Annotated in this window: 19 protein-coding genes; 4 read left to right on the top strand and 15 right to left on the bottom strand. The window is 68.0% G+C overall.

What is annotated here, in order from left to right:
• The 9 genes from pgi to E5S69_RS10320 all read right to left on the bottom strand — a co-directional run bounded on the left by pgi (nucleotide 1) and on the right by E5S69_RS10320 (nucleotide 11071).
• A complete protein-coding gene (gene pgi / locus E5S69_RS10360) occupies nucleotides 1–1644 on the bottom strand; it encodes a glucose-6-phosphate isomerase (protein ID WP_171514571.1) in 1644 nt (547 codons plus the stop codon).
• A gap of 217 nt (nucleotides 1645–1861) precedes the next feature.
• On the bottom strand, nucleotides 1862–3451 hold the full coding sequence (locus E5S69_RS10355) for an NAD(P)H-hydrate dehydratase (protein WP_171514570.1): 1590 nt from the start codon (nucleotides 3449–3451) through the stop codon (nucleotides 1862–1864).
• Between the two features lie 33 nt (nucleotides 3452–3484).
• Nucleotides 3485–4792, bottom strand: coding sequence for a D-amino acid dehydrogenase (locus E5S69_RS10350; protein ID WP_171514569.1), 1308 nt, complete (start codon nucleotides 4790–4792; stop codon nucleotides 3485–3487).
• 45 nt (nucleotides 4793–4837) lie between these two features.
• Nucleotides 4838–6148, bottom strand: coding sequence for a TRAP transporter large permease (locus E5S69_RS10345; protein ID WP_171514568.1), 1311 nt, complete (start codon nucleotides 6146–6148; stop codon nucleotides 4838–4840).
• Nucleotides 6148–6699, bottom strand: coding sequence for a TRAP transporter small permease subunit (locus E5S69_RS10340; protein WP_171514567.1), 552 nt, complete (start codon nucleotides 6697–6699; stop codon nucleotides 6148–6150). The genes E5S69_RS10345 and E5S69_RS10340 overlap by 1 nt, the downstream gene beginning before the upstream one ends.
• Nucleotides 6700–6792: 93 nt before the next feature.
• Nucleotides 6793–7758, bottom strand: coding sequence for a TRAP transporter substrate-binding protein (locus E5S69_RS10335; RefSeq protein WP_171514566.1), 966 nt, complete (start codon nucleotides 7756–7758; stop codon nucleotides 6793–6795).
• A gap of 126 nt (nucleotides 7759–7884) precedes the next feature.
• Nucleotides 7885–9258, bottom strand: a complete 1374-nt coding sequence (locus E5S69_RS10330) for an amidase (RefSeq protein ID WP_171514565.1) — start codon at nucleotides 9256–9258, stop codon at nucleotides 7885–7887.
• Between the two features lie 200 nt (nucleotides 9259–9458).
• On the bottom strand, nucleotides 9459–10574 hold the full coding sequence (locus E5S69_RS10325) for a sensor histidine kinase (protein ID WP_171514808.1): 1116 nt from the start codon (nucleotides 10572–10574) through the stop codon (nucleotides 9459–9461).
• A gap of 305 nt (nucleotides 10575–10879) precedes the next feature.
• Complete coding sequence (locus E5S69_RS10320; protein WP_236901268.1) at nucleotides 10880–11071, bottom strand: hypothetical protein; 192 nt, start codon at nucleotides 11069–11071, stop codon at nucleotides 10880–10882.
• A 577-nt stretch (nucleotides 11072–11648) separates the two neighbouring features.
• On the opposite strand from E5S69_RS10320, the gene E5S69_RS10315 reads away from it, so the two are divergent.
• Both E5S69_RS10315 and purL read left to right on the top strand, forming a co-directional pair.
• Nucleotides 11649–12239 carry a winged helix DNA-binding protein gene (locus E5S69_RS10315; protein ID WP_171514563.1) on the top strand — a complete coding sequence of 197 codons (591 nt, stop codon included), beginning with the start codon at nucleotides 11649–11651 and terminating at the stop codon, nucleotides 12237–12239.
• A 190-nt stretch (nucleotides 12240–12429) separates the two neighbouring features.
• The gene (purL, locus tag E5S69_RS10310) at nucleotides 12430–16476 is read left to right on the top strand and encodes a phosphoribosylformylglycinamidine synthase (protein ID WP_171514562.1); all 4047 of its coding nucleotides are present in this window, start codon (nucleotides 12430–12432) and stop codon (nucleotides 16474–16476) included.
• A gap of 494 nt (nucleotides 16477–16970) precedes the next feature.
• Here the strand turns inward: purL and E5S69_RS10305 are convergent, their stop codons facing one another.
• The 6 genes from E5S69_RS10305 to E5S69_RS10280 all read right to left on the bottom strand — a co-directional run bounded on the left by E5S69_RS10305 (nucleotide 16971) and on the right by E5S69_RS10280 (nucleotide 21229).
• On the bottom strand, nucleotides 16971–17765 hold the full coding sequence (locus tag E5S69_RS10305; protein WP_171514561.1) for a peptidylprolyl isomerase: 795 nt from the start codon (nucleotides 17763–17765) through the stop codon (nucleotides 16971–16973).
• Between the two features lie 4 nt (nucleotides 17766–17769).
• Entirely contained in the window at nucleotides 17770–18096 is a 327-nt protein-coding gene (locus E5S69_RS10300) for a BolA family protein (RefSeq protein ID WP_171514560.1), read from the bottom strand.
• Between the two features lie 49 nt (nucleotides 18097–18145).
• A complete protein-coding gene (locus E5S69_RS10295) occupies nucleotides 18146–18685 on the bottom strand; it encodes a septation protein A (RefSeq protein WP_171514559.1) in 540 nt (179 codons plus the stop codon).
• A 45-nt stretch (nucleotides 18686–18730) separates the two neighbouring features.
• Complete coding sequence (gene msrB, locus E5S69_RS10290; protein ID WP_171514558.1) at nucleotides 18731–19186, bottom strand: peptide-methionine (R)-S-oxide reductase MsrB; 456 nt, start codon at nucleotides 19184–19186, stop codon at nucleotides 18731–18733.
• Nucleotides 19187–19309: 123 nt separating this feature from the next.
• Nucleotides 19310–20875: a protein adenylyltransferase SelO gene (locus E5S69_RS10285; protein WP_171514557.1), complete on the bottom strand. Its 1566-nt coding sequence runs from the start codon at nucleotides 20873–20875 to the stop codon at nucleotides 19310–19312.
• 183 nt (nucleotides 20876–21058) lie between these two features.
• Nucleotides 21059–21229 carry a hypothetical protein gene (locus E5S69_RS10280; RefSeq protein ID WP_216621285.1) on the bottom strand — a complete coding sequence of 57 codons (171 nt, stop codon included), beginning with the start codon at nucleotides 21227–21229 and terminating at the stop codon, nucleotides 21059–21061.
• Nucleotides 21230–21303: 74 nt separating this feature from the next.
• Here E5S69_RS10280 and E5S69_RS10275 point away from each other — a divergent pair, with 74 nt between their 5' ends.
• Nucleotides 21304–22929 (top strand): 3-(methylthio)propionyl-CoA ligase, encoded by a 1626-nt coding sequence (locus tag E5S69_RS10275; RefSeq protein ID WP_171514555.1) that lies wholly within the window; start codon nucleotides 21304–21306, stop codon nucleotides 22927–22929.
• A gap of 143 nt (nucleotides 22930–23072) precedes the next feature.
• Entirely contained in the window at nucleotides 23073–24323 is a 1251-nt protein-coding gene (locus E5S69_RS10270) for a branched-chain amino acid ABC transporter substrate-binding protein (RefSeq protein ID WP_171514554.1), read from the top strand.
• Nucleotides 24324–24365 lie beyond the last annotated feature (42 nt).

Here is a 24365-nt window from a genome sequence, read left to right as displayed (position 1 = left end):
CTAGCTGGCCGCGCCCGCCTTCAGCACTGCGCGGGCGCGCGCGATCAGCGCGGCGGTGGAGGCATCGTGCTGGCCGGTGGCCGTGCCGGCCAGTTCGGCCTCGATCGGCCGCGCCAGGATCTTGCCCAGCTCCACGCCCCACTGGTCGAACGAGTTGATGCGCCACACCACGCCTTGCACGAAGGTGCGGTGCTCATACAGCGCAATCAGTGCGCCCAGCACGTGCGGCGTCAGGTCCTCCATCAGCAGCGTGTTGCTGGGACGGTTGCCGTCGAACACCATATGCGCGATGCGCACCTCATCCTTCAGCCCGCCGGCACGCAGCTCATCGGCGCTGCGCCCGCGCATCAGCGCCTCGGCCTGCGCGAAGCAATTGGCCAGCAGCTTGGCGTGATGGCCAGGCAGGCGGCGCGGCGGCACCAGCGGCGCGACGAAGTCCACCGGCACGACCTGGGAGCCCTGGTGGATCTGCTGGAAATAGGCGTGCTGGCCGTTGGTGCCGGCCGTGCCCCACACCACCGGCGAGGTATGCGTGCGGACGCTTTGCCCGTCGAGCTGCACCGACTTGCCGTTGCTTTCCATCTCCAGTTGCTGCAGGAACGCGGGAAACAGCTCCAGCGAGGTGGAGTAGGGCGCCATGCAGCTGGTGGGCAGGTTCCAGAAGTTGCGGTACCAGATGCCCAGCATGCCGAGGATCACCGGCATGTTGCGCTCCAGCGGCGCGCTGCGGAAGTGCTCGTCCATCGCGCGGCCGCCGGCCAGCAGGTCGGCAAAGGCGTCGAAGCCCACCGCCAGCGTGATCGACAGCCCGACCGAAGACCACAGCGAAAAACGCCCGCCGATCCAGTCCCAGAACTCGAACATATTGGCCGGATCGATGCCGAACTCGCGCACTGCCTCGGTATTGGTCGAGACCGCGACGAAATGCTTGGCCAGGTCCTGCTCGGCCACGCCGCTGGCGACGAACCAGGCGCGCGCGCTGCGCGCGTTGGCCATGGTTTCCAGCGTGGTGAAGGTCTTGGAGCAGACGATCACCAGGGTCCGCTGCGGATCCAGGCGCACCAGGGTCTCGGCCAGATCGGTGCCGTCGACGTTGGAGACGAAGTGCAGGCGCGGCGCGGCGTTGCCATCCGCATCGGCCAGGTGCGACAGCGCCCGGCACACCATGCGCGGCCCCAGGTCGGAGCCGCCGATGCCGATGTTGATGACATCGGTGATGCGCTCGCCGGTCGCGCCTTTCCAGGCACCGCTGCGCACGCGTGCGGAGAAGTCGCGCATGCGCGCCAGCACCTGCTGGATGGCCGGCACGACCGCTTCGCCGTCGACCTTGTAGCCGGCGCCGGCGTCGGCGCGCAAGGCCACATGCAGGGCCGCGCGGTCTTCGGTGGTGTTGATATGCTCGCCCGCGAACATCGCGTCGCGGCGCCGGGTGACGCCGGCTTCGGCCGCCAGCTGCATCAGCAGGCGCATGGTCTGCGCCGTGATGCGGTTCTTCGAGTAATCCAGATAGAGGCCGGCGGCCTCCAGCGAGTATTGCGCGACGCGCTGCGCGCCTTCGCGATCGAACCACTCACGCATGGTGGCGTCGCGAAGGGTGTCATGGTGCCGCAGCAGGGCGTTCCAGGCGTGAAGGTCAGTGGGCATGCAGGACTGGCGTGCAGACTAGCGAGGTTGCGGGGCGCGAGCCGCGTGGCGTTGCCGGCTTGCAAGACGGAGCGGTAAGTATATCCCCGGGCCTGGCGGCACCGAGGCTCGCGGTGGCGTCATATCGTTACCACTTGCAACATAGCAGCCGCGGCGCCGCGCGAGTATCGGTGGTTGTCTGACGGCATGTGCGCCCAGCACGGAGGGCGCGGGCGCGTCACGCGCAGGCGGTGCCCAGCAACTGGTTGAATACGGCGCGTGCCGGCGCATACAGTTCGCTGGCGGTGACGCCGGCCGGGCCGGTGCCCTCGGCGACCAGCACGTCGGCGGCACGGCCGTGGATCCACACGGCCGCCTGCGCCGCGGCCAGCGGCGCCATGCCTTGCGCCAGCAGCGCGCCCAGCATGCCGGCCAGCACGTCTCCGGTGCCGGCGCTGGCAAGGGCCGCGTTGCCGGTGGGATTCAGCGTCCACGGGCTGCCATCGGGTGCGGCGATCACGCTGCCCGATCCCTTCAGCACCACCACGGCCTGCCATTGGGCGGCCAGCGCGGCAGCGGCGGCAAGCCGGTCGCGCTGGATCTCGGCCACCGGCACGCCCATCAGGCGCGCAGCTTCGAGCGGGTGCGGCGTCATCACCGTGGCTGCGCTGCGGGCGGCCAGCGCGCCGGCCAGCGCCGGCTCGGACGCCAGCAAATTCAAGGCATCGGCATCCAGCACCAGCGGCAGCGGCGCGGCCTGCAGCAGCCGCGCCAACTGCTGGCGCGCGCCGGCATCGGTGCCCATGCCGGGCCCGATCACCAGCGCCGACATCGACGCCAGCGCCAGCGCATCGACCGCATGCAGCATCAGTTCCGGATGCAGCGGATCGAGCAGCGGCGCCGGCTGCGCCAGGAAGCCGATATGCACCTTGCCCGCGCCCAGCCATTGCGCGGCGCGGGCGCCGAGCAGCGGCGCGCCGGTCATGCCGAGGTTGCCGCCGATGACGGCGAGCGCGCCATGCGTGCCCTTGTTGCTGGCGTGGCGGCGGCGCGGCAGCGCGGCACCGAACAAGGCGGGGCCGTTCACCAGGCCCGGCGGCGCAGCGTGCGGGGGATAGTCAAGGCCGATCGGCGCGATGTCGATTTCGCCGGCGCAATCGCGCCCGTCCAGCGTAAGCAGGCCGGGCTTGGCGGCAATGAAGGTCAGCGTGCGCCGCGCGTGCACCGCCGGCGTGCCGGCGCCGGTGTCGGCGGACAGGCCGCTGGGGCTGTCCAAGGCATACACCGGCAGCGTGCCGCGGTTGAGTTGTGCGATCCACCACGCCATGGCGCCGTCGGCCGGGCGGCTCAGGCCTATGCCCAGCAGGCCGTCGATGACCGCGGCGGTGCCGGCGGGCCAATCCATGTCATGCGAGGTATCCACCTGCGCCATCACGCTCGACGGCACGCCCGCGGCCTGCGCCTGCTGCCACGCGGTGGCGGCATCGGCGGGCAGGCGCTGCGGATCCGCGGCCAGCCATACCTGCACCGCCCGGCCGGCGCGGTGCAGATGCGTGGCGGCGACCAGCGCATCGCCGCCGTTATTGCCGGGCCCTGCCAGGAACAGCAGCGCGCCCTCGGGCGCGTGGCAGGCGAGCCAGCGCGCGGCCGTCGCGCCGGCGCGCGACATCAGCGCGAAGGCCGGCAGCTGTGCCAGCGCAGCGTGTTCGATGCGGCGGATCGCGGCCACGTCGTAGAGCGGCACCGGGTCCGGTGCGGCTGCGTCCAGCGCATGCCAGCCTTCCCCTTGGTCAGCGGGCGTGATGACTGCGGCGGCAGAGGAGGTCATGTCGGGTTTTCAGGTCGGGCTTTGAGGTTGGACTTACCTGGCCGGCCCCAGCCCATAGCGATCCGGCAGCAGGCCTTCCATGTCGATGCCGGGACCGCCGCGGCTGGCGCAAGCGCCAGCGCTGGCGGCGATCTGGTCAGCCGCAATCTTGCCTGATCCGCAGCTCATCGCCCAGCCCGTCGAACCATGGCCGAGGTTCAGGAACAACCCCGGCACGGCCGTGGGACCGATCAGCGGCGGGCCATCGGGCAGCATCGGTCGCGCGCCGGCCCATTGCGTGGCCTCCTGGTAGTTGCCGGCCACCGGGAACCAGTCGCGCGCGACCTTGACCAGCGTGTTCAGCGCGGCGGGGCGCAGGTCGAGCCGGCGCGAGCCCAGTTCCGCCGTGCCGGCCACGCGCAGCCGGTTGCCCATGCGCGTCATCGCGACCTTGTACGACTCATCCATCAGCGCCCCCAGCGGCGCCTGCAGTTCGTCGCGGATCATCACCGTCACCGAATAGCCCTTGACCGGGTACAGCGGCACGCGCAGACGCAGCGGGCGCAGCAGCGCGGCGCTGTCGGCACCGGCCGCGACCAGCACGCGGTCGGCGCTCAGCACCGGGGCGGCATCCTGATCGCCGGTACGTGACAGCACGATGTCAAGCTTGCCGGCCTGGACGGGGCGGATCTGCTCGACCCGGGTCTCGAAGCGGAACGACACGCCGGCGGCCTCGGCATGCCGGTGCAGCGCGCGCACGAACATCGGGCAGTTGCCGGATTCGTCTTCAGGCAGATGCAGCCCGCCGGCCAGCGGCGTGCCGGCGGCCAGGCCCGGTTCGATGCGGCGGCATTCCTGCGCGCTGACCAGCCGGTGCGGCACGTTGTTCTCGCGCAGCAGGGCGACGGCGGGCGCGGCCAGGTCCAGGTCGCGCGCGGTGCGGAACAGCTGCAGGTAGCCTTGCGACTGCTCGTAGTCGATCTCCAGCTCGCTGCGCAGCTGGTGCAGGCAAGCGCGACTGTAGAATGCCAGCCGCTGCATGCGCAGCTTGTTGGCGCGGTAGCGCTCCAGCCGGCATTCGCGCAGCCAGCGTGCGATCCAGCGCCACATGGCCGGATCGGCGGCGGGGCGGAACAGCACCGGTGCCTCGCGCGCAAAAAGCGTGCGCAGGATCTTGCCGGGCATGCCCGGCGCGGCCCATGGCGTGACATAGCCAGGCGCGATCACGCCGGCATTGCCGAAGCTGGCTTCCTGCGCCGGCGCGCCGCGGCGCTCGAGCACGGTCACGTCGAAACCTGCCTGCCGCAGGTACCAGGCGGAACTGACGCCGATCGCGCCGGCGCCGATGACGATCACATGCATCGGTCTGGGAACCTCCGTGCGAGCCCGTTGCGGTGCACGTCCATGCTATTTGACTTCCTGCTGCATGACCATGTCCGGCAGCCACGTCACCACCTCAGGCCAGATCGTCACGATGGCAATCGCCACCACCATCATCATGAAGAAGGGCAGCGAGACCCGCGCGATGTAATTGCTGTCCTTGCCGGTCATGCTCTGCAGCACGAACAGGTTGAAGCCCACGGGCGGCGTCACCTCGGCAATCTCCACCAGCAGTACGATGAAGATGCCGAACCAGACCAGGTCGAAGCCGGCCGCCTGCACCATCGGCAGCACCGTGGCGGTGGTCAGGGCGATCATCGAGATGCCGTCGAGCGCCGTGCCCAGCAGGATGTAGATCACCGTCAGCACCGCGATCAGTGCCCACGGCGACAGCTGCAGCGCGGCGACCCACTCGGCCAGTGCGCGCGGGATGCCGGTAAAGCTCATGGTCACCGACAGGAACGAGGTGGCGCCCAGCACGAACATGATCATCGCGGTCAGCCGCGTGGCCGACATCAGGCTGTCCCAGAACGCCGCGCGCGTGAGCGAGCCGCCCGCCCAGGCCAGCGCCAGCGAGGCCACCACGCCATAGGCGGCGGCTTCGGTCGCGGTGGAGTAGCCGGTCACCATGATCCAGGTAATGAAGGCGATCAACACGATGCACGGCAACAGCTGCCGGATCGACGCCAGCCGGGTGCGCCAGTTGAAATGCTCCGAGGCCGGGGTCTTGTCCGGGTGGGCCAGCGCCCAGACCACGATGTAGCCGGAAAACAGCAGCATCAGCAGCAGCCCCGGGAGAAAGCCCGCCAGGAATACGCGGATGATCGACACGTCCGCCGAGACCGCGTACACCACCATCGTGATCGACGGCGGGATCAGGATGCCCAGCGTGCCGGCGCACGACAGCGAGCCCAGCGTGATGCGTTCGTCGTAGCCGCGCCGCGTCAGTTCGGGCAGGGCCGACTTGGCGATGGTGGCGCAGGTGGCCGCCGACGAGCCCGACACCGAGCCGAAGATGCCGCAGCCCAGGATATTGACGTGCATCAGCCGCCCGGGCAGCCAGCTCAGCCATGGCGAGAGCCCGTTGAACATCTGCTCCGACAGCTTGGTGCGGAACAGGATCTCGCCCATCCAGACGAACAGTGGCAGCGAGGCCAGCGTGTACGAGGCGCTTGACGACCACCACGCATTGGCCAGGCTGACCAGGGCCTCGCGGTCGGAGAACACCACCAGCCCGACCCACGACGTGACCGCGATGGCCACCGGAATCCACGCGCCCAGCGCGAGGAAGACAATCAGCACCAGCAGCAGGATCAGTGCAACGACGACGGTGCTCATCAGACCGTCTCCCCGAAATCGCCGGCGGCCAGCTTGGCTTCCTGGGCCAGCTGGTAGCGCGGCTTCTGCCGCCGCACCACGCGCAGCCATTCATCGGCCACCGCCAGCAGGAAGCCCACGCAGCCCAGTACGGCGAAGCTCTGCGGCATCCACAGCGGGATCACGAGCTGGCCCTGCGAGACATCGCCGATGTCCCAGCTCTGCCATGCAAAGGTGCCCAGCGCCCAGGCCGCGTAGGCGGCGAACACCAGGCAGATCGTCAGCGAGACCAGCTCCAGCAGCCAGCGGCGGCGCGGGCCGGCCGCTTCCAGCAGCATTTCCACGCGCACGATGCCGCCATGCTGGAAGGTCTGGCCGAGCACCAGGAAGGCGGAGGCGGCGCACAGCCAGGCAACGATGTCGTCGCCGCCCTTGAAGATCAACGAGGTTTCACGCGACAGCGACATCAGGATCATGATCACGCAGACGGCAAGGATGCATAGCGCGCCGAGCGTGGCGAACAGGTCCAGCAGGCGGTCGAGCCAGCGCTTGGAGGAGGGGGCAGTTGGCATGATGGGCAGCAAGGGAAGGATGGCCTCCCCGCATGGCAGCCTGCGCGGCCGCGATGCAGGGCGCTGGAGATCGGTGGACGCGGGCTCGCGGGCTTACTTGCGGTAGGCGTCCAGGATGGCCTTGCCGTCGGCGCCCGCGCTCTTGGCCCAGTCGTCCACCATGGTCTGGCCGACCTTCTGCATGTCGGCCTTGAGCTGCGGCGAGGGCGGCTGCACCGTCATGCCGTTCTTCGCCAGCGTGGCCAGGTATTCCCGGGTCTTCTGCTCAGACACCTGCCAGCCGCGCTTCTCGGCGTCGGCGACGGCCTTGAGCAGCGCCTCCTGGGTGGGCTTGTCGAGCGCCGCGAAGGCCTTCTTGCTGACCACCAGCATATTCTTGGGCAGCCAGGCATCGACGGCGTAGAAGTACTTCACGCTCTCCCACACCTTGGTGTCGACGCCGGTTGCGCCCGACGACATGAAGGAGTTGACGGTGCCGGTGGCCAGCGCCTGCGCCAGGTCGGCGGCCTGGATCGTGACCGGCTGCGCGCCGACCAGTTCGGCGATGCGCGAGGTGGCGGGATTGTAGGCGCGCCACTTCAGGCCCTTCATGTCCGCGGCCGAATTGATCGGCTTGTTGGCGTAGATGCCTTGCGGCGGCCACGCCACGGCGTACAGCAGCTTCAGGCCCTGCTTGTCGAGCACTTTCTCCGTGACCGGACGCGACGCCTGCCACAGCTTGTAGGCATCGGTATAGCTGGTGGCCAGGAACGGCACCGCGTCGACGCCGAACACCGGGTTCTCGTTGGCCAGCAGCGACATCAGGATCTCGCCCATCTGCACCTGGCCGGTCTGCACGCCGCGCTTGATCTCGTTGGCCTTGAGCAGCGACCCGTTGGGGTGCAGTACGATCTTGAGCTTGCCGCCCGTGGCCTTGTCCACGTCGCTGGCCAACTGCTGCAGGTTCTCGGTGTGCAGGTTGGCTACGGGGTAGCCGGTGGGCAGGTCCCACTTGGTGTCCGCCTGTGCCGCCGCGGCGGCCAGCATCAGCGTGGCCGCGATCATTGCCTTGACTCGCATCTTTCGATCTCTCCTGGTGTGCGCGCAGGGGCGCGGTTGTACAGCGGGTTGCGTACTACCTGGTGCCACGCGCATGCCCGGTGCCCCGGGCGCGCATGGTGCAAGATCAACGGCGCGGCGGCGGGCTCAGTCGTCGCGCGCTGATTGCACGATGGGCTGCACGATGCGTTCCAATGCAAGGGCCGTGCCGAGCAGGCTGGCGTCGCGCATCGGCCCGTGCGACAGCATCAGTCCCACCGGCAGCTCGTCCGGCGCGTGGCAGGGCATCGACACCGAGCAGCCATCGAAGAAATTGAAGGCCGAGGTGTTGCGCAACAGCAGGGCATTGACGCGGAAGAACTGCGCGTCATCGGTGCGCAGCGGCGCGATCTCGGGCGCTACCATCGGCACGGTTGGGCAGACCACCGCGTCGAAGCCGGCCAGCCGCGCTTCCATGCGGGCAATCCAGTCCAGCCGTGCGCGGCCCAGGTCGATATAGTCGGCGGCGCTGATGCCTGCGCCGCGATCGATGCGCGATGCCACGCGCGCATCGTAGCGGTCGCGGCGGGCCGCCAGCACGTGGCGGTGGATGGCATAGGCCTCGGCCGCGCTGAAGCCGCCGTGCGCGTTCAGCGCGGCCAGTTCGCCGAGTTCGGGCAGGTCGACATGCTCGAGGCGCACGCCGGCGGCCGACAGCCGGCCCAGGGCGCGGTCAAAGGCGCGCGCCACCACCGGATCGAGATCGTCCAGCAGCAGCTGGCGCGGTATCGCCAGCCGCGTGGCGGCGGGGTCGGTCACGCGCGGCAGCAGGGCGCTGTCGGCAATCACGCTGTCCACCGCGATGCAGTCGCTGACCGTGCGCGCCATGGCGCAGGCAGTGTCGAGCGTGTACGACAGCGGGAACGCCCCGGCCAGCGGCACGCGCCGCGCGGTAGGCTTGAAGCCGGTGATGCCGCACAGCGCGGCCGGGATGCGGATCGAGCCGCCGGTGTCGCTGCCCAGCGCCGCGACCGCCAGCCCCAGCGCCACCGATACCGCGGCACCCGACGACGATCCGCCCGGGATGCGCGCGGCGCCATCGGCGCCGGCCGGATTGACGGGCGTGCCGTAATGGGGATTGATGCCCACGCCCGAGAACGCGAATTCCGTCATATTGGTGCGCCCGACCAGGGCTGCCCCGGCCGCGCGCAGCCGCGCCACCACCGGTGCGTCGGCGGCGGCCGGCGTGGCATCGGCGCGCACCAGCGAGGCGGCACGCGTGACCTCGCCCGCCACGTCGTACAGGTCCTTGACCGAGACCGGCAGGCCCGCCAGCGGATGCAGCGCCTTGCCGGCGCGGCTGGCGGCATCGGCGGCGCGCGCCACCTGCGCGGCGGCATCAAAGGTGCTGTGCAGGAACACGGCCGCGGCGGCCGGCGTGGCCGCCCGGGCCGCGGCCTGCTCGACGATCTGCGTGCGGCTGGTTGCGCCGTCGCACAGGCGGCGGTTCAAGGTATCGAGGTCGGGAAGCATCAATGGCATGGGGTCTGCAAAGCGGTGCGGGTCAGCGCTCGGCGGGCGCGGGCGGGCCGGGCAACGCCACGGACCCGGCCTGCCGGCCGCTGGGGCGGCGCGGGAACCTCAAGGGTAGCAAGAAGCCCCGCAAGGTGACAGATAGGGATGGCCTCTATGGGATGGCGCGCAGGCCGCTGGTATCTACGGCGCCGCCGCGAGGGGGGCGCCTAGGGGTGGCGCGGCAGGCGTACCTCGAACACCGTGCCGGCCGGATCTGAGCGAGCCTCGATCGATCCCTGGTGGGCCCTGGCGATTTCGCTCGCGATATACAGCCCGAGCCCCAGTCCGGGGGCGTTCTTGTGGTGCGGATCCGGGCCTCGCTTGAGCGGATCGAAAATCTGGGCCAATGTCTGGGGATCAATGGGCGGGCCGCTGTTCCAGACCGCGACGTGGACTTCCGCATCCTGGCCCGTCAAGACCACGCGGACGGGCGCGTCCGCCGCGCCGTACGTGACCGCATTGGTCACCAGGTTGGAAAGCAGCTGCTGCAGACGCAAGCCGTCCCAGAGGCCGCGCAAGTCGCCGCTGACATCGAACTCGATGCGGTGGGCCGGGTGGGCAGCGCGCAGTTGGTCGACGGCGTCGCTAAACACCAGCGCCAGGTCGATGCCGGCTGGGGTGATGTTGATACCCAGGCCGAGCTTGGTCCGGTTGAAATCGCACAGGTCGTCGAGCAGCGCATTTATGCGGGCGCCGCTGCGGATGAGCCGGGTGGCGGCTTCCGAAACTTTCTCGCCGGCATTCAGCGCTGCCAGGAAGCGGGCGGTGGTCTGGATGGTCTGCAGCGGACTGCGCATGTCGTGCCCCAGCATGCCGAGCAGCAGGTTGCGCGCCTGCTCGGCCTGGATATCGAAGAAGCTCACCGATTCCGCGACGGCCTGGTCGATGGCCTCGTTGAAACGGATCATGTCGTCGACATCCGGCGGGTCCGGCTGGCAGGCATCGATCCACAGACGCAGCACGCTCGCGCGCAGGGCGCGGTACTCGGCGACCATCTGGTTGATGTTGAAGCCGTGGCGGGCGCGCAGCAGCGCGTGGGTCTGGGCCGCGGTTTCCGGTGCATCGGCCAGGCGCGGAGCCCGGCCAACCGACTTTTCCCGCTGGGCGTCGCGGGTTTGCGGGGTCGACAGGTCCTTGGCCACGGCCGACAGGATCTGCTGCGCATGATCGCGCAGGGCAAGGGCATCCAGGTGTCGTGCGGCAGGCATCAGGGTGGCGGCAAACGCCTCCCATTCCGTCACGATGCGCGCCATGTCGCGCAAGATGAAATCAGCAAGTCGCATGTCTGCTCCGGCGGGATGAGTGAACCATCGATGCAGGTTGGCCGCAGCCATCTTACGCTGTTTGCAGGCCCGCTCCCTGATCGACCAGCATTACGATATCAAGCCGGCGGTTCCTCGGGGCCGCCCGCGGCCGCGCGCAGCCGTACGCCACCATCATGGCGATGGCTGTGCAGTTCGCCGCGTCGGGCGTGGCGAACCGTCGTGGCTGCATCAGGCTTCCGGACTCCAGTGCCCGGCCATAGTCGATCGGCGTAACGCGAATGATTCGCGCTTGCAGGCCATCCGGATGCGATGCCGGCCTAGCTTCAGGCAGGCTCGGCGCGATAGGCCGACCAGTAGTAGTGGCTGTGCCGGTTATGGCGCGCGAGCTTCTTCACGATAAAGAGCCGGACCGTGCCGAGATGGCCGGCCTCTACCAGGACCTCATGATGATTGGGCGCGTCCGCCGTGGCGCGCGGCAGGGTCTGCAGCGCGGCGGCGACATGGTGCCCTTGCACTTGCGCCAGTATCCCGTTTGCCCCCGGCGCCGGGTACGTGGCTGGGACCGAAGCCGGCAGGTGACAGCCCGCGGCTCGCTTGCTGTTGCCCATGCTCAGCGCCGCCCGGGCACGACGCGCACGCCGTCCCGGCAGGTCTCGATCCGGGGCTGGTGGCCATAGGCGCGCAAGAGCCGGACATCGTGCCTCGCTGAAGCCGGAATGTCCTGTCGGCAAGCCAGGGCACTGCGGCTGATGTGGAAGGGGCCGCAACCGGGGCAAAGGTAGAGATAGCCGTGCGGTGCGGCGCGCGTGCGCTCGGCGGCAGCGCCGCAGAGGGGGCAGTTTGCAGGTTCGGGCGACATGGGGGGCTCGGAGCGATACTGTATGGATATACAGTATAGCGCTTTCCTGCGGTGCGCGAGGGCCAGAAGCGCCGCGAGAACAAACCGACCGCCACGCTAGTGGGCCGGTGCGCGAAATGTCGTTTTATTCGTGGTAATTCGCCGATAAACTGTCAGCCCAAACGCGGTGGCCGCGGGGACGGTCCCGCGAAACTTGCCGCCGTCGACGCGCCCCCATCGAAAGGAATTTCCGCATGTCACGCAAGCCAGCCGAAAGCGCGCCCGCCATCGCGGCCGCCGATGCCCCAGCCGGCAGGCCGGCTCCGCCACTGTCCCGCGCCGCCGGCGCGAGTATCGTCTCGTCGTCGCATCTGGTGTCTGTGCGCAGTCCCGAGTTATCGGAATTCGAGTTCGGCCTGAACACCGCCTACAACGCCTACAGCCGCTGGGTGGTGCGTTGCATGGGCGCGGCCGGCGTGCGCGACCTGACCTTCCTGGATGTGCTGGTGCTGCACCATGTCAACCACCGTGGCCGGTCCAAGCGGCTGGCCGACATCTGCTTCGTGCTCAATGTGGAAGACACGCACCTGGTTACCTATGCGCTGAAGAAGTTGCAGGGGCTGGGGCTGGTGAGCGGCGAACGGGTGGGCAAGGAGGCCACCTATTCGACCACCGAGGCGGGCGCCGAGGCGTGTGCGCGCTATCGCGAGATCCGCGAGCAATGCCTGACCAGCAATTTCACCGCGGGCAGCGAAGAGAATGCCGAGATCGGCGAACTGGCCCGGCTGATGCGGGTGCTGACCGGGTTGTACGAACAGGCGGCACGCTCGGCGACGTCGCTCTGACCGCCTGGATCGCTTTATGTGATGCATAAGCATTATCACGAAATTCGCTGACACAGCGCGGCCGTGATGTCGCAGTGCAAAAAGCGGGTGCCGGCAAGGTACAATAGCGGTTTCCCGCCAGCCGGCACCCCATGCAGCGGTGCCGAGCAAGCAGCAGCCCCTACCTCACCGCCTCCCGACCGCTACGATCATGGCGCATTTCTCGTGCTTCCCCGGCGCTTTGGCGCTTTCCGCCTTCCGTCAGCAACGCCTGCTTTCCGCTCTCCGGCAAATCGACGCCGATATTGAGTCGGTGCATGGCCAGTTCCTGCATTTCGTCGATGCGCAGACGCCGCTGTCGGCCGACGACCAGTCGCGCGTGGCGGCGCTGCTGACCTATGGCGCACCATTCGCCGAGCAGCCCGAGGGCGACCGCTTCGTGGTGATCCCGCGCTTCGGCACGATCTCGCCGTGGGCCAGCAAGGCCACCGACATCGCGCACAACTGCGGCCTGACCCATGTTCACCGCATCGAGCGCGGCATCGAGATCACCGTGGTCTGCAAGAAGGGCCTGCTGCGCGGCCGCAAGGCGCTGGACGCGGACACCCGCGCCGCCGTCGCCGCGCACCTGTTCGATCGCATGACCGAGACCGTGGTCGCCTCGCGTGACGATGCCGCCGGCCTGTTCCAGGAACTGCCGGCCAAGCCGCTGCGCTTCATCGACATCGCCGCGGGCCGCAGCGCGCTGGCCGCCGCCAACGTCGAGATGGGGCTGGCGCTGTCCGAGGACGAAATCGACTACCTGGTCGACGCCTACTGCAAGCTGGAGCGCAACCCGACCGACGTCGAGCTGATGATGTTCGCGCAGGCCAACAGCGAGCACTGCCGCCACAAGATCTTCAACGCCACCTGGACCATCGACGGCGTGCAGCAGGACAAGTCGCTGTTCGCGATGATCCGCAACACGCACCAGCTCAATCCGCAGGGCTCGATCGTGGCCTACTCGGACAACTCGGCGGTGATGGAAGGCGACGTCGCCGAGCGCTGGTTCCCGCGCGGCGACGACCACAAGTACGGCCGCCATGAAGCGCTGACGCACACGCTGATGAAGGTCGAGACGCACAACCACCCGACCGCGATCTCGCCGTTCCCGGGCGCTTCCACCGGCGCCGGCGGTGAAATCCGCGACGAAGGCGCGACCGGCCGCGGCGCCAAGCCCAAGGCCGGCCTGACCGGTTTCACGGTGTCCAACCTGATGCTGCCGGATGCCGTCGAGTCCTGGGAAAACGACCGCGATGCCGCCCAGCCGGTGGCGCACCGCAACCCCGACGACAAGCCCGGCGTGACCGGCAAGCCGGACCGCATCGCCTCGCCGCTGCAGATCATGATCGACGGCCCGCTCGGCGGCGCCGCGTTCAACAATGAATTCGGCCGCGCCAACCTGGGCGGCTACTTCCGCGTCTACGAGCAGAACGTGGGTGGCACCGTGCGCGGCTACCACAAGCCGATCATGATCGCCGGCGGCATCGGCAATATCGACGCCGCGCATACGCACAAGAACCCGCTGCCAGCCGGCACGCTGCTGATCCAGCTGGGCGGCCCCGGCATGCGCATCGGCATGGGCGGCGGCGCCGCCAGCTCGATGGCAACCGGCACCAATACCGCCGACCTGGACTTCGATTCGGTCCAGCGTGGCAATCCGGAAATGGAGCGCCGCGCGCAGGAAGTGATCAACGCCTGCTGGCAGCTGGGCGACGCCAACCCGATCCTGTCGATCCACGACGTCGGCGCGGGCGGTATCTCCAACGCCTTCCCGGAACTGGTCGACGGCGCCGGCCGCGGCGCGCGCTTCGACCTGCGCCAGGTGCACCTGGAAGAATCCGGCCTGTCGCCGGCCGAGATCTGGTGCAACGAGTCGCAGGAGCGCTATGTGCTGGCGATCGCGCCCGACAGCTTCCCTCAGTTCCAGGCGATGTGCGAGCGCGAGCGTTCGCCGTTCGCCGTGGTTGGCATCGCCACCGAGGAAAAGCAGCTGCAGCTGGTCGACGCCAGTGTCGACGCCGCGCTCAAGGAGCACTACCCCGTCAACATGCCGATGGACGTGCTGCTGGGCAAGCCGCCGCGCATGCACCGCGACGTCAAGCGTATCGAGCAGCCGCTGCCGGCCGTGGACGTGACCGGCATCAGCCTGGAGCAGGCGGTGCGCGACGTGCTGCGCCACCCGACCGTGGCCAGCAAGTCGTTCCTGATCAGCATCGGCGACCGCACCGTGGGCGGCATGAACGCGCGCGACCAGATGGTGGGCCCGTGGCAGGTGCCGGTGGCCGACGTGGCCGTGACCACGCTGGACTACCAGGGCAAGGCCGGCGAGGCCATGACCATGGGCGAGCGCACCCCGCTGGCCGTGATCGACGCACCGGCCTCGGGCCGCATGGCGATCGGCGAGGCGCTGACCAACCTGGCCGCCGCACCGGTCAAGGACCTGGGCAAGGTCAAGCTGTCGGCCAACTGGATGGCGGCCTGCGGCGTCGAAGGCGAGGACGCGAAGCTGTACGACACCGTGCACGCGGTCGGCATGGAGTTGTGCCCGGCCCTGGGCATCAGCATCCCGGTCGGCAAGGATTCGCTGTCGATGCGCACCAAGTGGCAGGACAACGGCGTCGACAAGGAAGTGGTCGCGCCGGTGTCGCTGATCATCTCGGCCTTTGCCGCGGTGGACGACGTCAACCGCACGCTGACGCCGCAGCTGCGCACCGATGCCGGCGACACCGTGCTGATCGCCGTTGACCTGGGCCGCGGCAAGAACCGCATGGCTGGCAGCATCCTGGCGCAGGTGACGCAGCAGGTGGGCGACCGCGCGCCGGACGTCGACAATGCCGAAGACCTGAAGAACTTCTTCAACGTGATCCAGCGCCTGAACCGCGAGGGCAAGCTGCTGGCCTATCACGACCGCTCCGACGGCGGCTTCATGGCGGCGCTGGCGGAAATGGCCTTTGCCGGCCATTGCGGCATCTCGCTCAACGTCGACATGCTGGCGCTCGATCCGCAGCACGAGCAGGACTACGGCGACGCCAAGAACTGGGCGCAGCAGATCGCCGAGCGCCGCAACGACCAGACCCTGCGCGCGCTGTTCTCGGAAGAACTGGGCGCGGTGGTGCAGGTGCGCATGGAAGACCGCGACGCCGTGTTCGCGGTGCTGCGCGAAGCCGGCCTGTCGGCCTGCAGCCATGTGGTCGGCAAGCCCAATACCACTGACCAGGTCGAGATCTACCGTGACGCCAAGAAGGTTTTCGGCGCATCGCGTACGGACCTGCAGCGCAACTGGAGCGAGGTCAGCTGGCGCATCGCGCGCCTGCGCGACAACCCGGCGTGCGCCGACAGCGAGTACGACCGTTTGCTGGATGCTGCCGATCCTGGCATCAGCCCGGTGCTGACCTTCGATCCGGCGGAGGACATCGCCGCGCCGTTCATTGCCACCGGCGCCCGTCCGCGCGTGGCGATCCTGCGCGAGCAGGGCGTCAACTCGCAGATCGAGATGGCGTACAGCATGGACCGCGCCGGCTTCGACACGCACGACGTGCACATGAGCGACCTGATCTCGGGCCGCGCCAGCCTGGCCGACTTCCAGGGCTTCGTCGCCTGCGGCGGTTTCAGCTACGGCGACGTGCTGGGCGCGGGCGAGGGCTGGGCCAAGACCATCCTGTTCAACGCGCAGATGGCCGAGCAGTTCGCGGCGTTCTTCAACCGCCAGGACACCTTCGCGCTGGGCGTGTGCAACGGCTGCCAGATGATGAGCAACCTGGCCCCGATCATCCCGGGCGCGGGCGCCTGGCCGAAGTTCACGCGCAACCAGTCGGAGCAGTACGAAGCGCGCTATGTCACGGTCGAGGTGCAGTCGTCGCCGTCGATCTTCTTCGCCGGCATGGAAGGCAGCCGCATCCCCATCGTGGTCGCCCACGGCGAAGGGTTTGCCGATTTCTCGCAGCAGGGCAATATCGACCAGGCCCATGTGGCGCTGCGCTTTGTGGACAACTACGGCGCGGTTACGCAGGCCTATCCGCTCAACCCGAACGGCTCGCCCGACGGCATCACCTCGGTGACCACCGTCGACGGCCGCTTCACCGTGCTGATGCCGCACCCGGAGCGCGTGTTCCGTGCCGCGACCATGAGCTGGGCACCGGACGCGTGGAAGCAGGTTGCCGATGGTGGCAGCCCGTGGATGCGGATGTTCCGCAATGCGCGCAAGTGGGTGGGGTGAGGTCTAGCGCCAAGGCCGCGAACGGCTGAGGGTTTGTTCGCTGCTTGCGTACGGGAGGGCGAGCCGCGGCCTGCAACGGCCGTGACTTCGTCGATACGCCCACCCTCAGACCCTCCACCCCGATATGCATTCCTCTGGCTCGAAAGCCAGCGTCAGGCTGCAGCCATCCCCCGCGGCCGCGAACTCCACGCCACACACGCATACGTCAGCATCCGCGCGCCCGCATGGCCGCGCGCAGGCGCGCGCGCGCCGCTGGCCAATTGATAGGCCACCACGGCATGCAAAGTCTTTTCAGGGGAATACCGGTCCCGCAAGGGGAGGTGGGGATGGAGCCGGCGCCAGCCGGGGGCGGCGCCGTCCAGGGTGGCCCAGGCCAGTGCGCAATAGCACAGGCCCCGGGACGAGAGATGCCACAGTTGCCAGTAGCGGCCGGTCGTCTGCACGCGCTGCATCCTTGATGGCTGCAGGACCGGCGGGGGCGGCCGGCCCGCGGCTTACTGGACTTTGGCCTTGTCCTTCAGCGACTTCATCATGGCCTGGAACTGCTCGCGCTGCCAGTTCTGGTCGCCCATCAGCATCTGCGTCAGCTGCGGCTTGACCTCTTCGAACGACGGGATCTTGGCGTCGCGCACGTCGACCAGCTCGATGATGTGCCAGCCGAACTGGGTCTTGACCGGGGTGTCGGTCATCTGGCCCTTCTTCAGGCTGGTCATGGCGGCCGAGAACTCAGGCACGTAGCTGCTGCTGTTGGCCCAGTCCAGGTCGCCGCCGTTGGCGCCCGATCCTGGATCCTTGGACGAGGTCTTGGCGATCTCCTCGAACTTGGCGCCGCCCTTGATCTTGGCGATGATGGCCTTGGCGTCGGCTTCCTTCTCCACCAGGATATGGCGGGCATGGTATTCCTTGCCGTTGCCGAACTGCGACTTGATCTTGTCGTATTGCTTGCGCAGCTCGGCGTCGCTGGCGCCGTGGGTCTTGACGTAGTCTTCGAACACCGCGCCGGCCAGCACGTTCAGGCGCGCCTGTTCCAGTTGCTCCTGCACGTCGTCGCGCTGGGTCAGGCCGCGCTTGTTGGCTTCCTGCGCGAGCAGTTCGCGGTCGATCAGCATGTTGCGGGCGCGCGTGCGCAGCTCCGGGCTGTCGGGCTGGCCGGTGCCGGCGATCAACTTGTCCAGCTTTGCCGACGGAATGGCCTTGCCATTCACGACGGCGGCATTCTGGGCGATGGCCGGCAGGCTGCCGGCAGCAAGCACAGCCGCCAGGCTGAACGAGAGGACGGTGGTCTTCATGGAATCAGGTCTGAGAGTTGCTGGAGGAATCGCGTGAAGGTGCGAGGGATTGTGCGCGGGACCGGTACTCCTGGTCGGTGAACGCAGTCACGGCAAGTGCGTGGATCTGCGCGGGGAACAGACCGCGCAGCGCATCATACACCATGCGGTGTCGGGCAACCCGGTTGTGACCCGCAAAGCGCTCGCTGACGATTGTCACGTCGTAATGTCCGCCGCCAGAGGCGGCGCCGGCATGTCCGGCATGCAGCGCGCTGTCGTCGCGCACGGCCAGGTGGCTGGGGGCGAGCGCTGCGCGCAGCATCGTCTCGATCGTGGCGGGATCGGCTGCCATCAATGGTTTCCTTCGGTTCTGGATTGCGGGGAGGAGATAGGCGGCGCCGTCAGTCCTGGCTGTTCTCGGGCATGTGGCGCGACAGCCAGACGCTCTGCGCGACGATAAAGACCAGCATCAGCCCCATGCTGCCGAACAGCTTGAAGTTGACCCAGGCCTCGGTCGAGAACTGGTAGGCCACGTACAGGTTGAGCACGCCCATGGCGGCGAAGAAGCCGGCCCAGGCGAGATTCAGCCGCGCCCACACCGGGTCCGGCAGGGTGACCTGCTTTTCCATCATGGCGCGGATCAGGTTCTTGCGCCAGACCAGCACCGAACCCAGCAGTGCGGCCGCGAACAGCCAGTACAGCACGGTCGGCTTCCACTTGATGAAGGTCTCGTTGTGCAGCACCAGCGTGGCGCCGCCGAAGACCCCGATGATCAGCAGGCTGACCCACTGCATCGGCTCGACCTTGCGGTGGCGGAACCAGACCCAGCCGATCTGCAGCACCGTGGCGCCAATGGCCACGGCGGTGGCGGTATAGATGTCGGCCAGCTTGAATGCGGCAAAAAACAGGATGACCGGGAACAGGTCGAACAGGAATTTCATGCGGGTCCAGGTTGTGTCCGGCGTCTTGGCCGGGCCATTCGGGCTTCAGGGCTGCGGGTCGCGCTTGGGCGCTTCGGCAGCGTGGGCATCATCCGCCGCACGCTGCGCCGGGTCACGGTCGTCGAATTTTAGCGCAGCCGAGTTGATGCAATAGCGCAGGCCGGTCGGTGCCGGGCCATCCTCGAACACGTGGCCCAGGTGGCTGCCGCATTCCTTGCAGCGGACTTCGACCCGAGTCATGCCGTGGCTGTGGTCGACATGCTCGGCGATCACCTCGCCGTTGATCGGGCGGAAATAGCTGGGCCAGCCGCAGCCGGCGTCGAACTTGGTGGCCGATTCGAACAGCGGCGTGCCGCAGCCCACGCAATGGTAGATGCCGTTGTCCCAATGGTCCCAGTAGCGCCCGGTGAAGGGGCGTTCGGTGGCGGCCTCGCGGGTCACGCGGTATTCGATGTCGGAGAGTTGGGCACGCCACTCGGCGTCGGTCTTGGTGGTGGTCATGGTTGTCCTCGCGGAGTTGCTTGGAGTCGGTTGCCGGTCAGGCGTTCATCCACGTTGGTCGCCGGCGATGCGCGAACCTTACACCGGCCCGCGCCAGCTTGCAGGCACGCATTACATCGCCCGTCACGACGAGCAGCTGACTTCCAGCCCCGCAGCCCAGTCCGGCGGCAGCGCCGCATAGTGCTCGGCCTCCGGCTGCTCGTCGAACGGGCGCGACAACACCGCCAGCAACCGGTCCACTTCGCTGAAGTCCTTGTCGCGGGCATGGCGGATGGCGGTCTCGGCCAGGTGGTTGCGCAGCACGTATTTGGGGTTGACCGCGAGCATTTCCAGTTCGCGGGCGGCGTCGTGCGATGACTCGGCGCGCAGCCTCGCACGGTAGTCCGCCGCCCACGCGTCGAACGCGGCGCGGTCCAGGAACAGGTCCCGCACCGGCCCGTCGCGCGAGGCGTCGGTGGAAGACACGCGGCACAGCTTGCGCCAGAACAGGGTGTAGTCGACGCGCTGGCCGTGCAGCAGCTGGAACAGGCCGGTCAGCAGCGGCTCGTCGGACTTGTCGTCGCCGCCGGCGGGCGGGCGCAGGCCCAGCTTGGCGCGGTAGTGGCGGAAGAAGGCCGCGGCGTAGCGGTCGCGGAACGGATCCAGCGCGGCGCGCGCGGCCTCGACGGCGGCGTCGCGCGCGCCTTCGCGGTCGGCATCCTGCGGCGCCAGCCACAGCGGCAGCAGCGCCTGCGCCAGGCAGTGCAGGTTCCAGAACGCCACTTGCGGCTGCTGGCTGTACGCATAGCGGCCCTGGGTGTCGGAGTGGTTGCAGATATGGTTGGCGTCGAACGCATCGAGAAAGCCGAACGGGCCGTAGTCGATGGTCAGGCCGAGGATCGACATATTGTCGGTGTTCATCACGCCGTGGCAGAAGCCCACCGCCTGCCAGTGCGCGATCAGGTCGGCGGTGCGCAGCGAGACCTCGCGCAGCAGCGCCTGGTAGGGCTGCGCGTCGTCGCGGCAGGTGGGCATGAAATTGTCGATGACGAAGTCCGCCAGCTTGCGCAGCGCGGCCACGTCGTCGTGCGCGGCGAAATGCTCGAAGTGCCCGAAGCGGATAAAGGTCGGCGACAGCCGGGTCACGACCGCGGCGGTCTCGATGGTCTCGCGCCGCACCGGCGCGTCCGAACCCATGATCGACAGCGCGCGCGTGGTCGGCACGCCGAGCGCGGCCATGGCCTCGGAGCACAGGTACTCACGGATCGACGAGCGCAGCACCGCGCGCCCGTCGGCCATGCGCGAATACGGCGTCAGGCCCGCGCCCTTGAGCTGGATTTCCCAGGGGCCGGTGGCGGTCTCGGCCTGGGCCAGGCGGATGGCGCGGCCGTCGCCGAGCTGGCCGGCCCAGACCCCGAACTGGTGGCCGGAATAAACCGTCGCCAGCGGATCGGCCCAGGCCGGCACCTGGTTGCCGATGAAGGTCTCGATGAAGTCTTGCTGGCCGCCGATGCTGGCGTCCCAACCGAGCAGCGCTGCGGCTCCCGGCGCCACGCTCACCAGATAGGGCGATGGCAGGGGCGTGGGACGCAGGCGTGTGAAGAAATGCGAGCCCAGGTCGGCAAAGCCGGGCGCGGTGGGGAAAGGCAGGGGCAGCGTCGCCGGCGCGGCGGCGGATTCGGGAGCGTGCGGCTGGGGCGTATCTGTCATCGCGTAGGGGCGCTCGGGCGTCAGGTGGCAGTGCGCTTTCGGTGCGCTTGGCGGGGTGCCGCGGCACGCGTCTAAGGCGGTGCGGCGCGGGCTGCAGAAGGCACGAAAATGCGATGGTGGCTAGGGAAAACGACATGTTGAGGTGCAACATGCCACGCAGTATTGTACGTCCTCAACGGCACGTCACCGCACCCGGCGCGACATGCCGCCATGCACCGCAAGGTTATTTCCCGCCTTCACTGAGCCCATGAATCCGGTGCATGGATTCCCGCAGAATTGCGGCCCCGACGACAGCAACGCGACGACAGTACGGCAGTGCTCGACCGGATCGGCGCCGATGCCGATGCCATACATGCGAACGACCGTCCAAAAATAGTACGGTTGTTCGTTTTTCGGTGGAAACACCCAAGAATTCAGGAGGCAGGTTCATGGCATTGATGGGTCAAATGATGAGCGCACCGCTGCTCATTTCCTCCATCATCAAGCACGCCGCGCGTTATTACGGCAGCACCGAGATCGTCTCCCGGCGCACCGAGGGCGACCTGCATCGCTATACGTACCGCGATTGCGAACTGCGCGCCCGCAAGCTGGCGCAGGCGCTGGGCGCGCTCGGCGTAAAGCAGGGCGAGCGCGTCGGTACGCTGGCCTGGAACGGCTACCGCCACCTGGAGATCTACTACGGCGTGTCCGGCATGGGCGCCGTCTGCCATACCATCAACCCGCGCCTGTTCCCCGAGCAGATTGCCTATATCGTCAGCCACGCGGAAGACGGCTATATCTTCTTCGACCTGACCTTCCTGCCGCTGGTGGAGGGCGTCGCGCCGCATTGCCCTGGCGTCAAGGGCTGGGTGGCGATGACCGACCGCGCCCACATGCCGGCCGAATCCAAGGTGCCGCTGCTGTGCTACGAGGAACTGATCGAGGCCCAGGACGGCAACTACGAATGGCCCCAGTTCGACGAGAACCTGGCGTCGAGCCTGTGCTACACCTCGGGCACCACCGGCAACCCGAAAGGCGCGCTGTATTCGCACCGCTCCACCGTGCTGCACTCGTATGCATCGGCGATGCCGGATGCGCTGGGCTGCTCCGCCAGCGACGTGATCCTGCCGGTGGTGCCGATGTTCCACGTCAATGCCTGGGGCCTGCCGTATTCGGTGCCGCTGGTCGGCGCCAAGCTGGTGCTGCCGGGGCCCAAGCTGGACGGTGCCTCGCTCTATGCGCTGTTCGAGCAGGAGAAGGTGACCTTCTCCGCCGGCGTGCCGACGGTGTGGCTGGGCCTGCTGCAGCATGTGCAGGCGAACCAGCTGAAGTTCTCCACCTTCCGCCGCACCGTGATCGGCGGCTCGGCGGCGCCGCCGGCGATGATCCGCGCGCTCGAGGCGCTGGACGTCGAGGTGATCCACGCCTGGGGCATGACCGAGATGTCGCCGCTGGGCACTTCGTGCAAGCTGCTGGCCAAGCACCAGGACCTGTCCGATGCCGAGCGCCACAAGATCCAGGAAAAGCAGGGCCGCGTGATCTACGGCGTCGACATGAAGATCGTCGACGGCGAGGGCAAGGAACTGCCGTGGGACGGCAAGGCCTTTGGCGACCTGCTGGTGCGCGGGCCGTGGATCATCGACCGCTATTTCCGCAATGACGCCAGCCCGCTGGTCGACGGCTGGTTCCCCACCGGCGACGTGGCCACCATCGATGCCGACGGCTTCATGCAGATCACCGACCGCAGCAAGGACGTGATCAAGTCCGGCGGCGAATGGATTTCATCGATCGATATCGAGAATGTTGCCGCGGCGCATCCCGCCGTGCATATGGCGGCCTGCATCTCCGCCTACCACCCCAAGTGGGACGAGCGCCCGCTGCTGGTGGTGGTGAAGAAGCCCGGCGCCGAGGTCACGCGCGAGGAACTGCTCCAGTTCTTCGAAGGCAAGGTCGCCAAGTGGTGGATCCCGGACGACGTGGCCTTTGTCACCGAGATTCCGCTGACCGCGACCGGCAAGATGCAAAAGCTGCGCCTGCGCGAGCAGTTCAAGGACTACAAGCTGCCGACCGCCTGAGGCCGGCCAGCGTCCGGGCCGCCATGCCAGCTTGCGGCACGGCGGTTGCGGGGGCTGGCCGCGCGGCGCGAACAGGAGGGCGCCACGCGGCGGGCCGCATCGACGACATCGACAAGCCAACGACAAGAGTGAAGGAGACAGGTATGACCAAAATGCGTCCGCTGGTGGCCGGTGTGGCCATGTTTGCCGCACTGGGTTCTGCGCTGGTTTCGGGGTCCGCACTCGCGGATACGGTGAAGATCGCCTTTATCGATCCGCTCTCGGGCCTGATGGCCCCGGTTGGCCAGAACCAGCTCAAGAGCTGGCAGTACGTGGCCGATGTCGCCAACCAGAAAGGCTGGGCCGGTTCGCACAAGTTCGAGGTGGTGGGCTTCGACAACAAGCTGTCGCCGCAGGAAAGCCTGACTATCCTCAAGCAGGTGGCGGACCAGGGCATCCGCTACATCGTGCAGGGCAACGGCTCGTCGGTCGGGATGGCGCTGCAGGATGCGGTGGCCAAGCACAACGAGCGCAACCCGGGCAAGGAGATCGTCTACCTGAACTACGCCGCGGTGGATCCGGACATGACCAATGCCAAGTGCAACTTCTGGCATTTCCGCCTGGACGCCAATTCGGACATGAAGATGGAGGCGCTGACCACCTTCCTGGCCAAGGATCCGAACGTCAAGAAGGTCTACCTGATCAACCAGAACTACTCGTTCGGCCACCAGGTGGCGCGCGCCGCCAAGGACTACCTGAAGCGCAAGCGCCCCGACATCCAGATTGTCGGCGAAGACCTGCATCCGCTGGCGCAGGTCAAGGACTTCGCGCCGTACGCGGCCAAGATCAAGGCCTCCGGCGCCGACACCGTGATCACCGGCAACTGGGGCAGCGACCTCGCGCTGCTGATCAAGGCGGGCAAGGACGCCGGGCTCACCACCAACTACTACACCTACTACGCCGGCACCACCGGCGTGCCGACCGCGATGGGCGCGGCGGGGGCTGAGCACGTCAAGTACGTGGGCTACTACAACCCCAACAACAAGGGCTTCCGCGGCGCCGACATCATCGAAGGCTACAAGAAGAAGTACAACGACGACTTCTACGTGATGGCCTCGTACACCGGCATAGCCATGCTCAGCAAGGCGATGAAGGACGCCAACTCGACCGACCCGGTCAAGGTGGCCAAGGCGCTCGAAGGCATCAAGGTCGACAGCATGAACGGCACGGTCGAGATGCGCAATACCGACCACCAGGCGCAGCAGCCGCTGGTGGTCGCCACCTGGACCAAGGTCGACGGCAAGGAAATCAAGTACGACCAGGAGAACACTGGCTACGGCTGGAAGACCAATGCGCTGATGGACCAGTACGTGTCGGCGCAGCCCACCTCCTGCCAGATGAAGCGGCCGGGCTGATCTCGTCCACGGCGGGCCGGCCACGCCGACAAAGTGGCCGCC

Source organism: Cupriavidus necator, from assembly GCF_013141915.1.
In the GTDB taxonomy this organism is placed as follows: Bacteria; Pseudomonadota; Gammaproteobacteria; order Burkholderiales; family Burkholderiaceae; genus Cupriavidus; species Cupriavidus necator_B.
This window is presented reverse-complemented; position numbering and strand designations above follow the sequence as displayed.

What these genes read in the sequence shown, in the direction of transcription:
- pgi (WP_171514571.1), bottom strand. Translation starts at nt 1,644, where the DNA reads ATGCCCACTGACCTTCACGCCTGGAACGCCCTGCTGCGGCACCATGAC.
- E5S69_RS10355 (WP_171514570.1), bottom strand. Translation starts at nt 3,451, where the DNA reads ATGACCTCCTCTGCCGCCGCAGTCATCACGCCCGCTGACCAAGGGGAA.
- E5S69_RS10350 (WP_171514569.1), bottom strand. Translation starts at nt 4,792, where the DNA reads ATGCATGTGATCGTCATCGGCGCCGGCGCGATCGGCGTCAGTTCCGCC.
- E5S69_RS10345 (WP_171514568.1), bottom strand. Translation starts at nt 6,148, where the DNA reads ATGAGCACCGTCGTCGTTGCACTGATCCTGCTGCTGGTGCTGATTGTC.
- E5S69_RS10340 (WP_171514567.1), bottom strand. Translation starts at nt 6,699, where the DNA reads ATGCCAACTGCCCCCTCCTCCAAGCGCTGGCTCGACCGCCTGCTGGAC.
- E5S69_RS10335 (WP_171514566.1), bottom strand. Translation starts at nt 7,758, where the DNA reads ATGCGAGTCAAGGCAATGATCGCGGCCACGCTGATGCTGGCCGCCGCG.
- E5S69_RS10330 (WP_171514565.1), bottom strand. Translation starts at nt 9,258, where the DNA reads ATGCCATTGATGCTTCCCGACCTCGATACCTTGAACCGCCGCCTGTGC.
- E5S69_RS10325 (WP_171514808.1), bottom strand. Translation starts at nt 10,574, where the DNA reads ATGCGACTTGCTGATTTCATCTTGCGCGACATGGCGCGCATCGTGACG.
- E5S69_RS10315 (WP_171514563.1), top strand. Translation starts at nt 11,649, where the DNA reads ATGTCACGCAAGCCAGCCGAAAGCGCGCCCGCCATCGCGGCCGCCGAT.
- purL (WP_171514562.1), top strand. Translation starts at nt 12,430, where the DNA reads ATGGCGCATTTCTCGTGCTTCCCCGGCGCTTTGGCGCTTTCCGCCTTC.
- E5S69_RS10305 (WP_171514561.1), bottom strand. Translation starts at nt 17,765, where the DNA reads ATGAAGACCACCGTCCTCTCGTTCAGCCTGGCGGCTGTGCTTGCTGCC.
- E5S69_RS10300 (WP_171514560.1), bottom strand. Translation starts at nt 18,096, where the DNA reads ATGGCAGCCGATCCCGCCACGATCGAGACGATGCTGCGCGCAGCGCTC.
- E5S69_RS10295 (WP_171514559.1), bottom strand. Translation starts at nt 18,685, where the DNA reads ATGAAATTCCTGTTCGACCTGTTCCCGGTCATCCTGTTTTTTGCCGCA.
- msrB (WP_171514558.1), bottom strand. Translation starts at nt 19,186, where the DNA reads ATGACCACCACCAAGACCGACGCCGAGTGGCGTGCCCAACTCTCCGAC.
- E5S69_RS10285 (WP_171514557.1), bottom strand. Translation starts at nt 20,875, where the DNA reads ATGACAGATACGCCCCAGCCGCACGCTCCCGAATCCGCCGCCGCGCCG.
- E5S69_RS10280 (WP_216621285.1), bottom strand. Translation starts at nt 21,229, where the DNA reads ATGTATGGCATCGGCATCGGCGCCGATCCGGTCGAGCACTGCCGTACT.
- E5S69_RS10275 (WP_171514555.1), top strand. Translation starts at nt 21,304, where the DNA reads ATGGCATTGATGGGTCAAATGATGAGCGCACCGCTGCTCATTTCCTCC.
- E5S69_RS10270 (WP_171514554.1), top strand. Translation starts at nt 23,073, where the DNA reads ATGACCAAAATGCGTCCGCTGGTGGCCGGTGTGGCCATGTTTGCCGCA.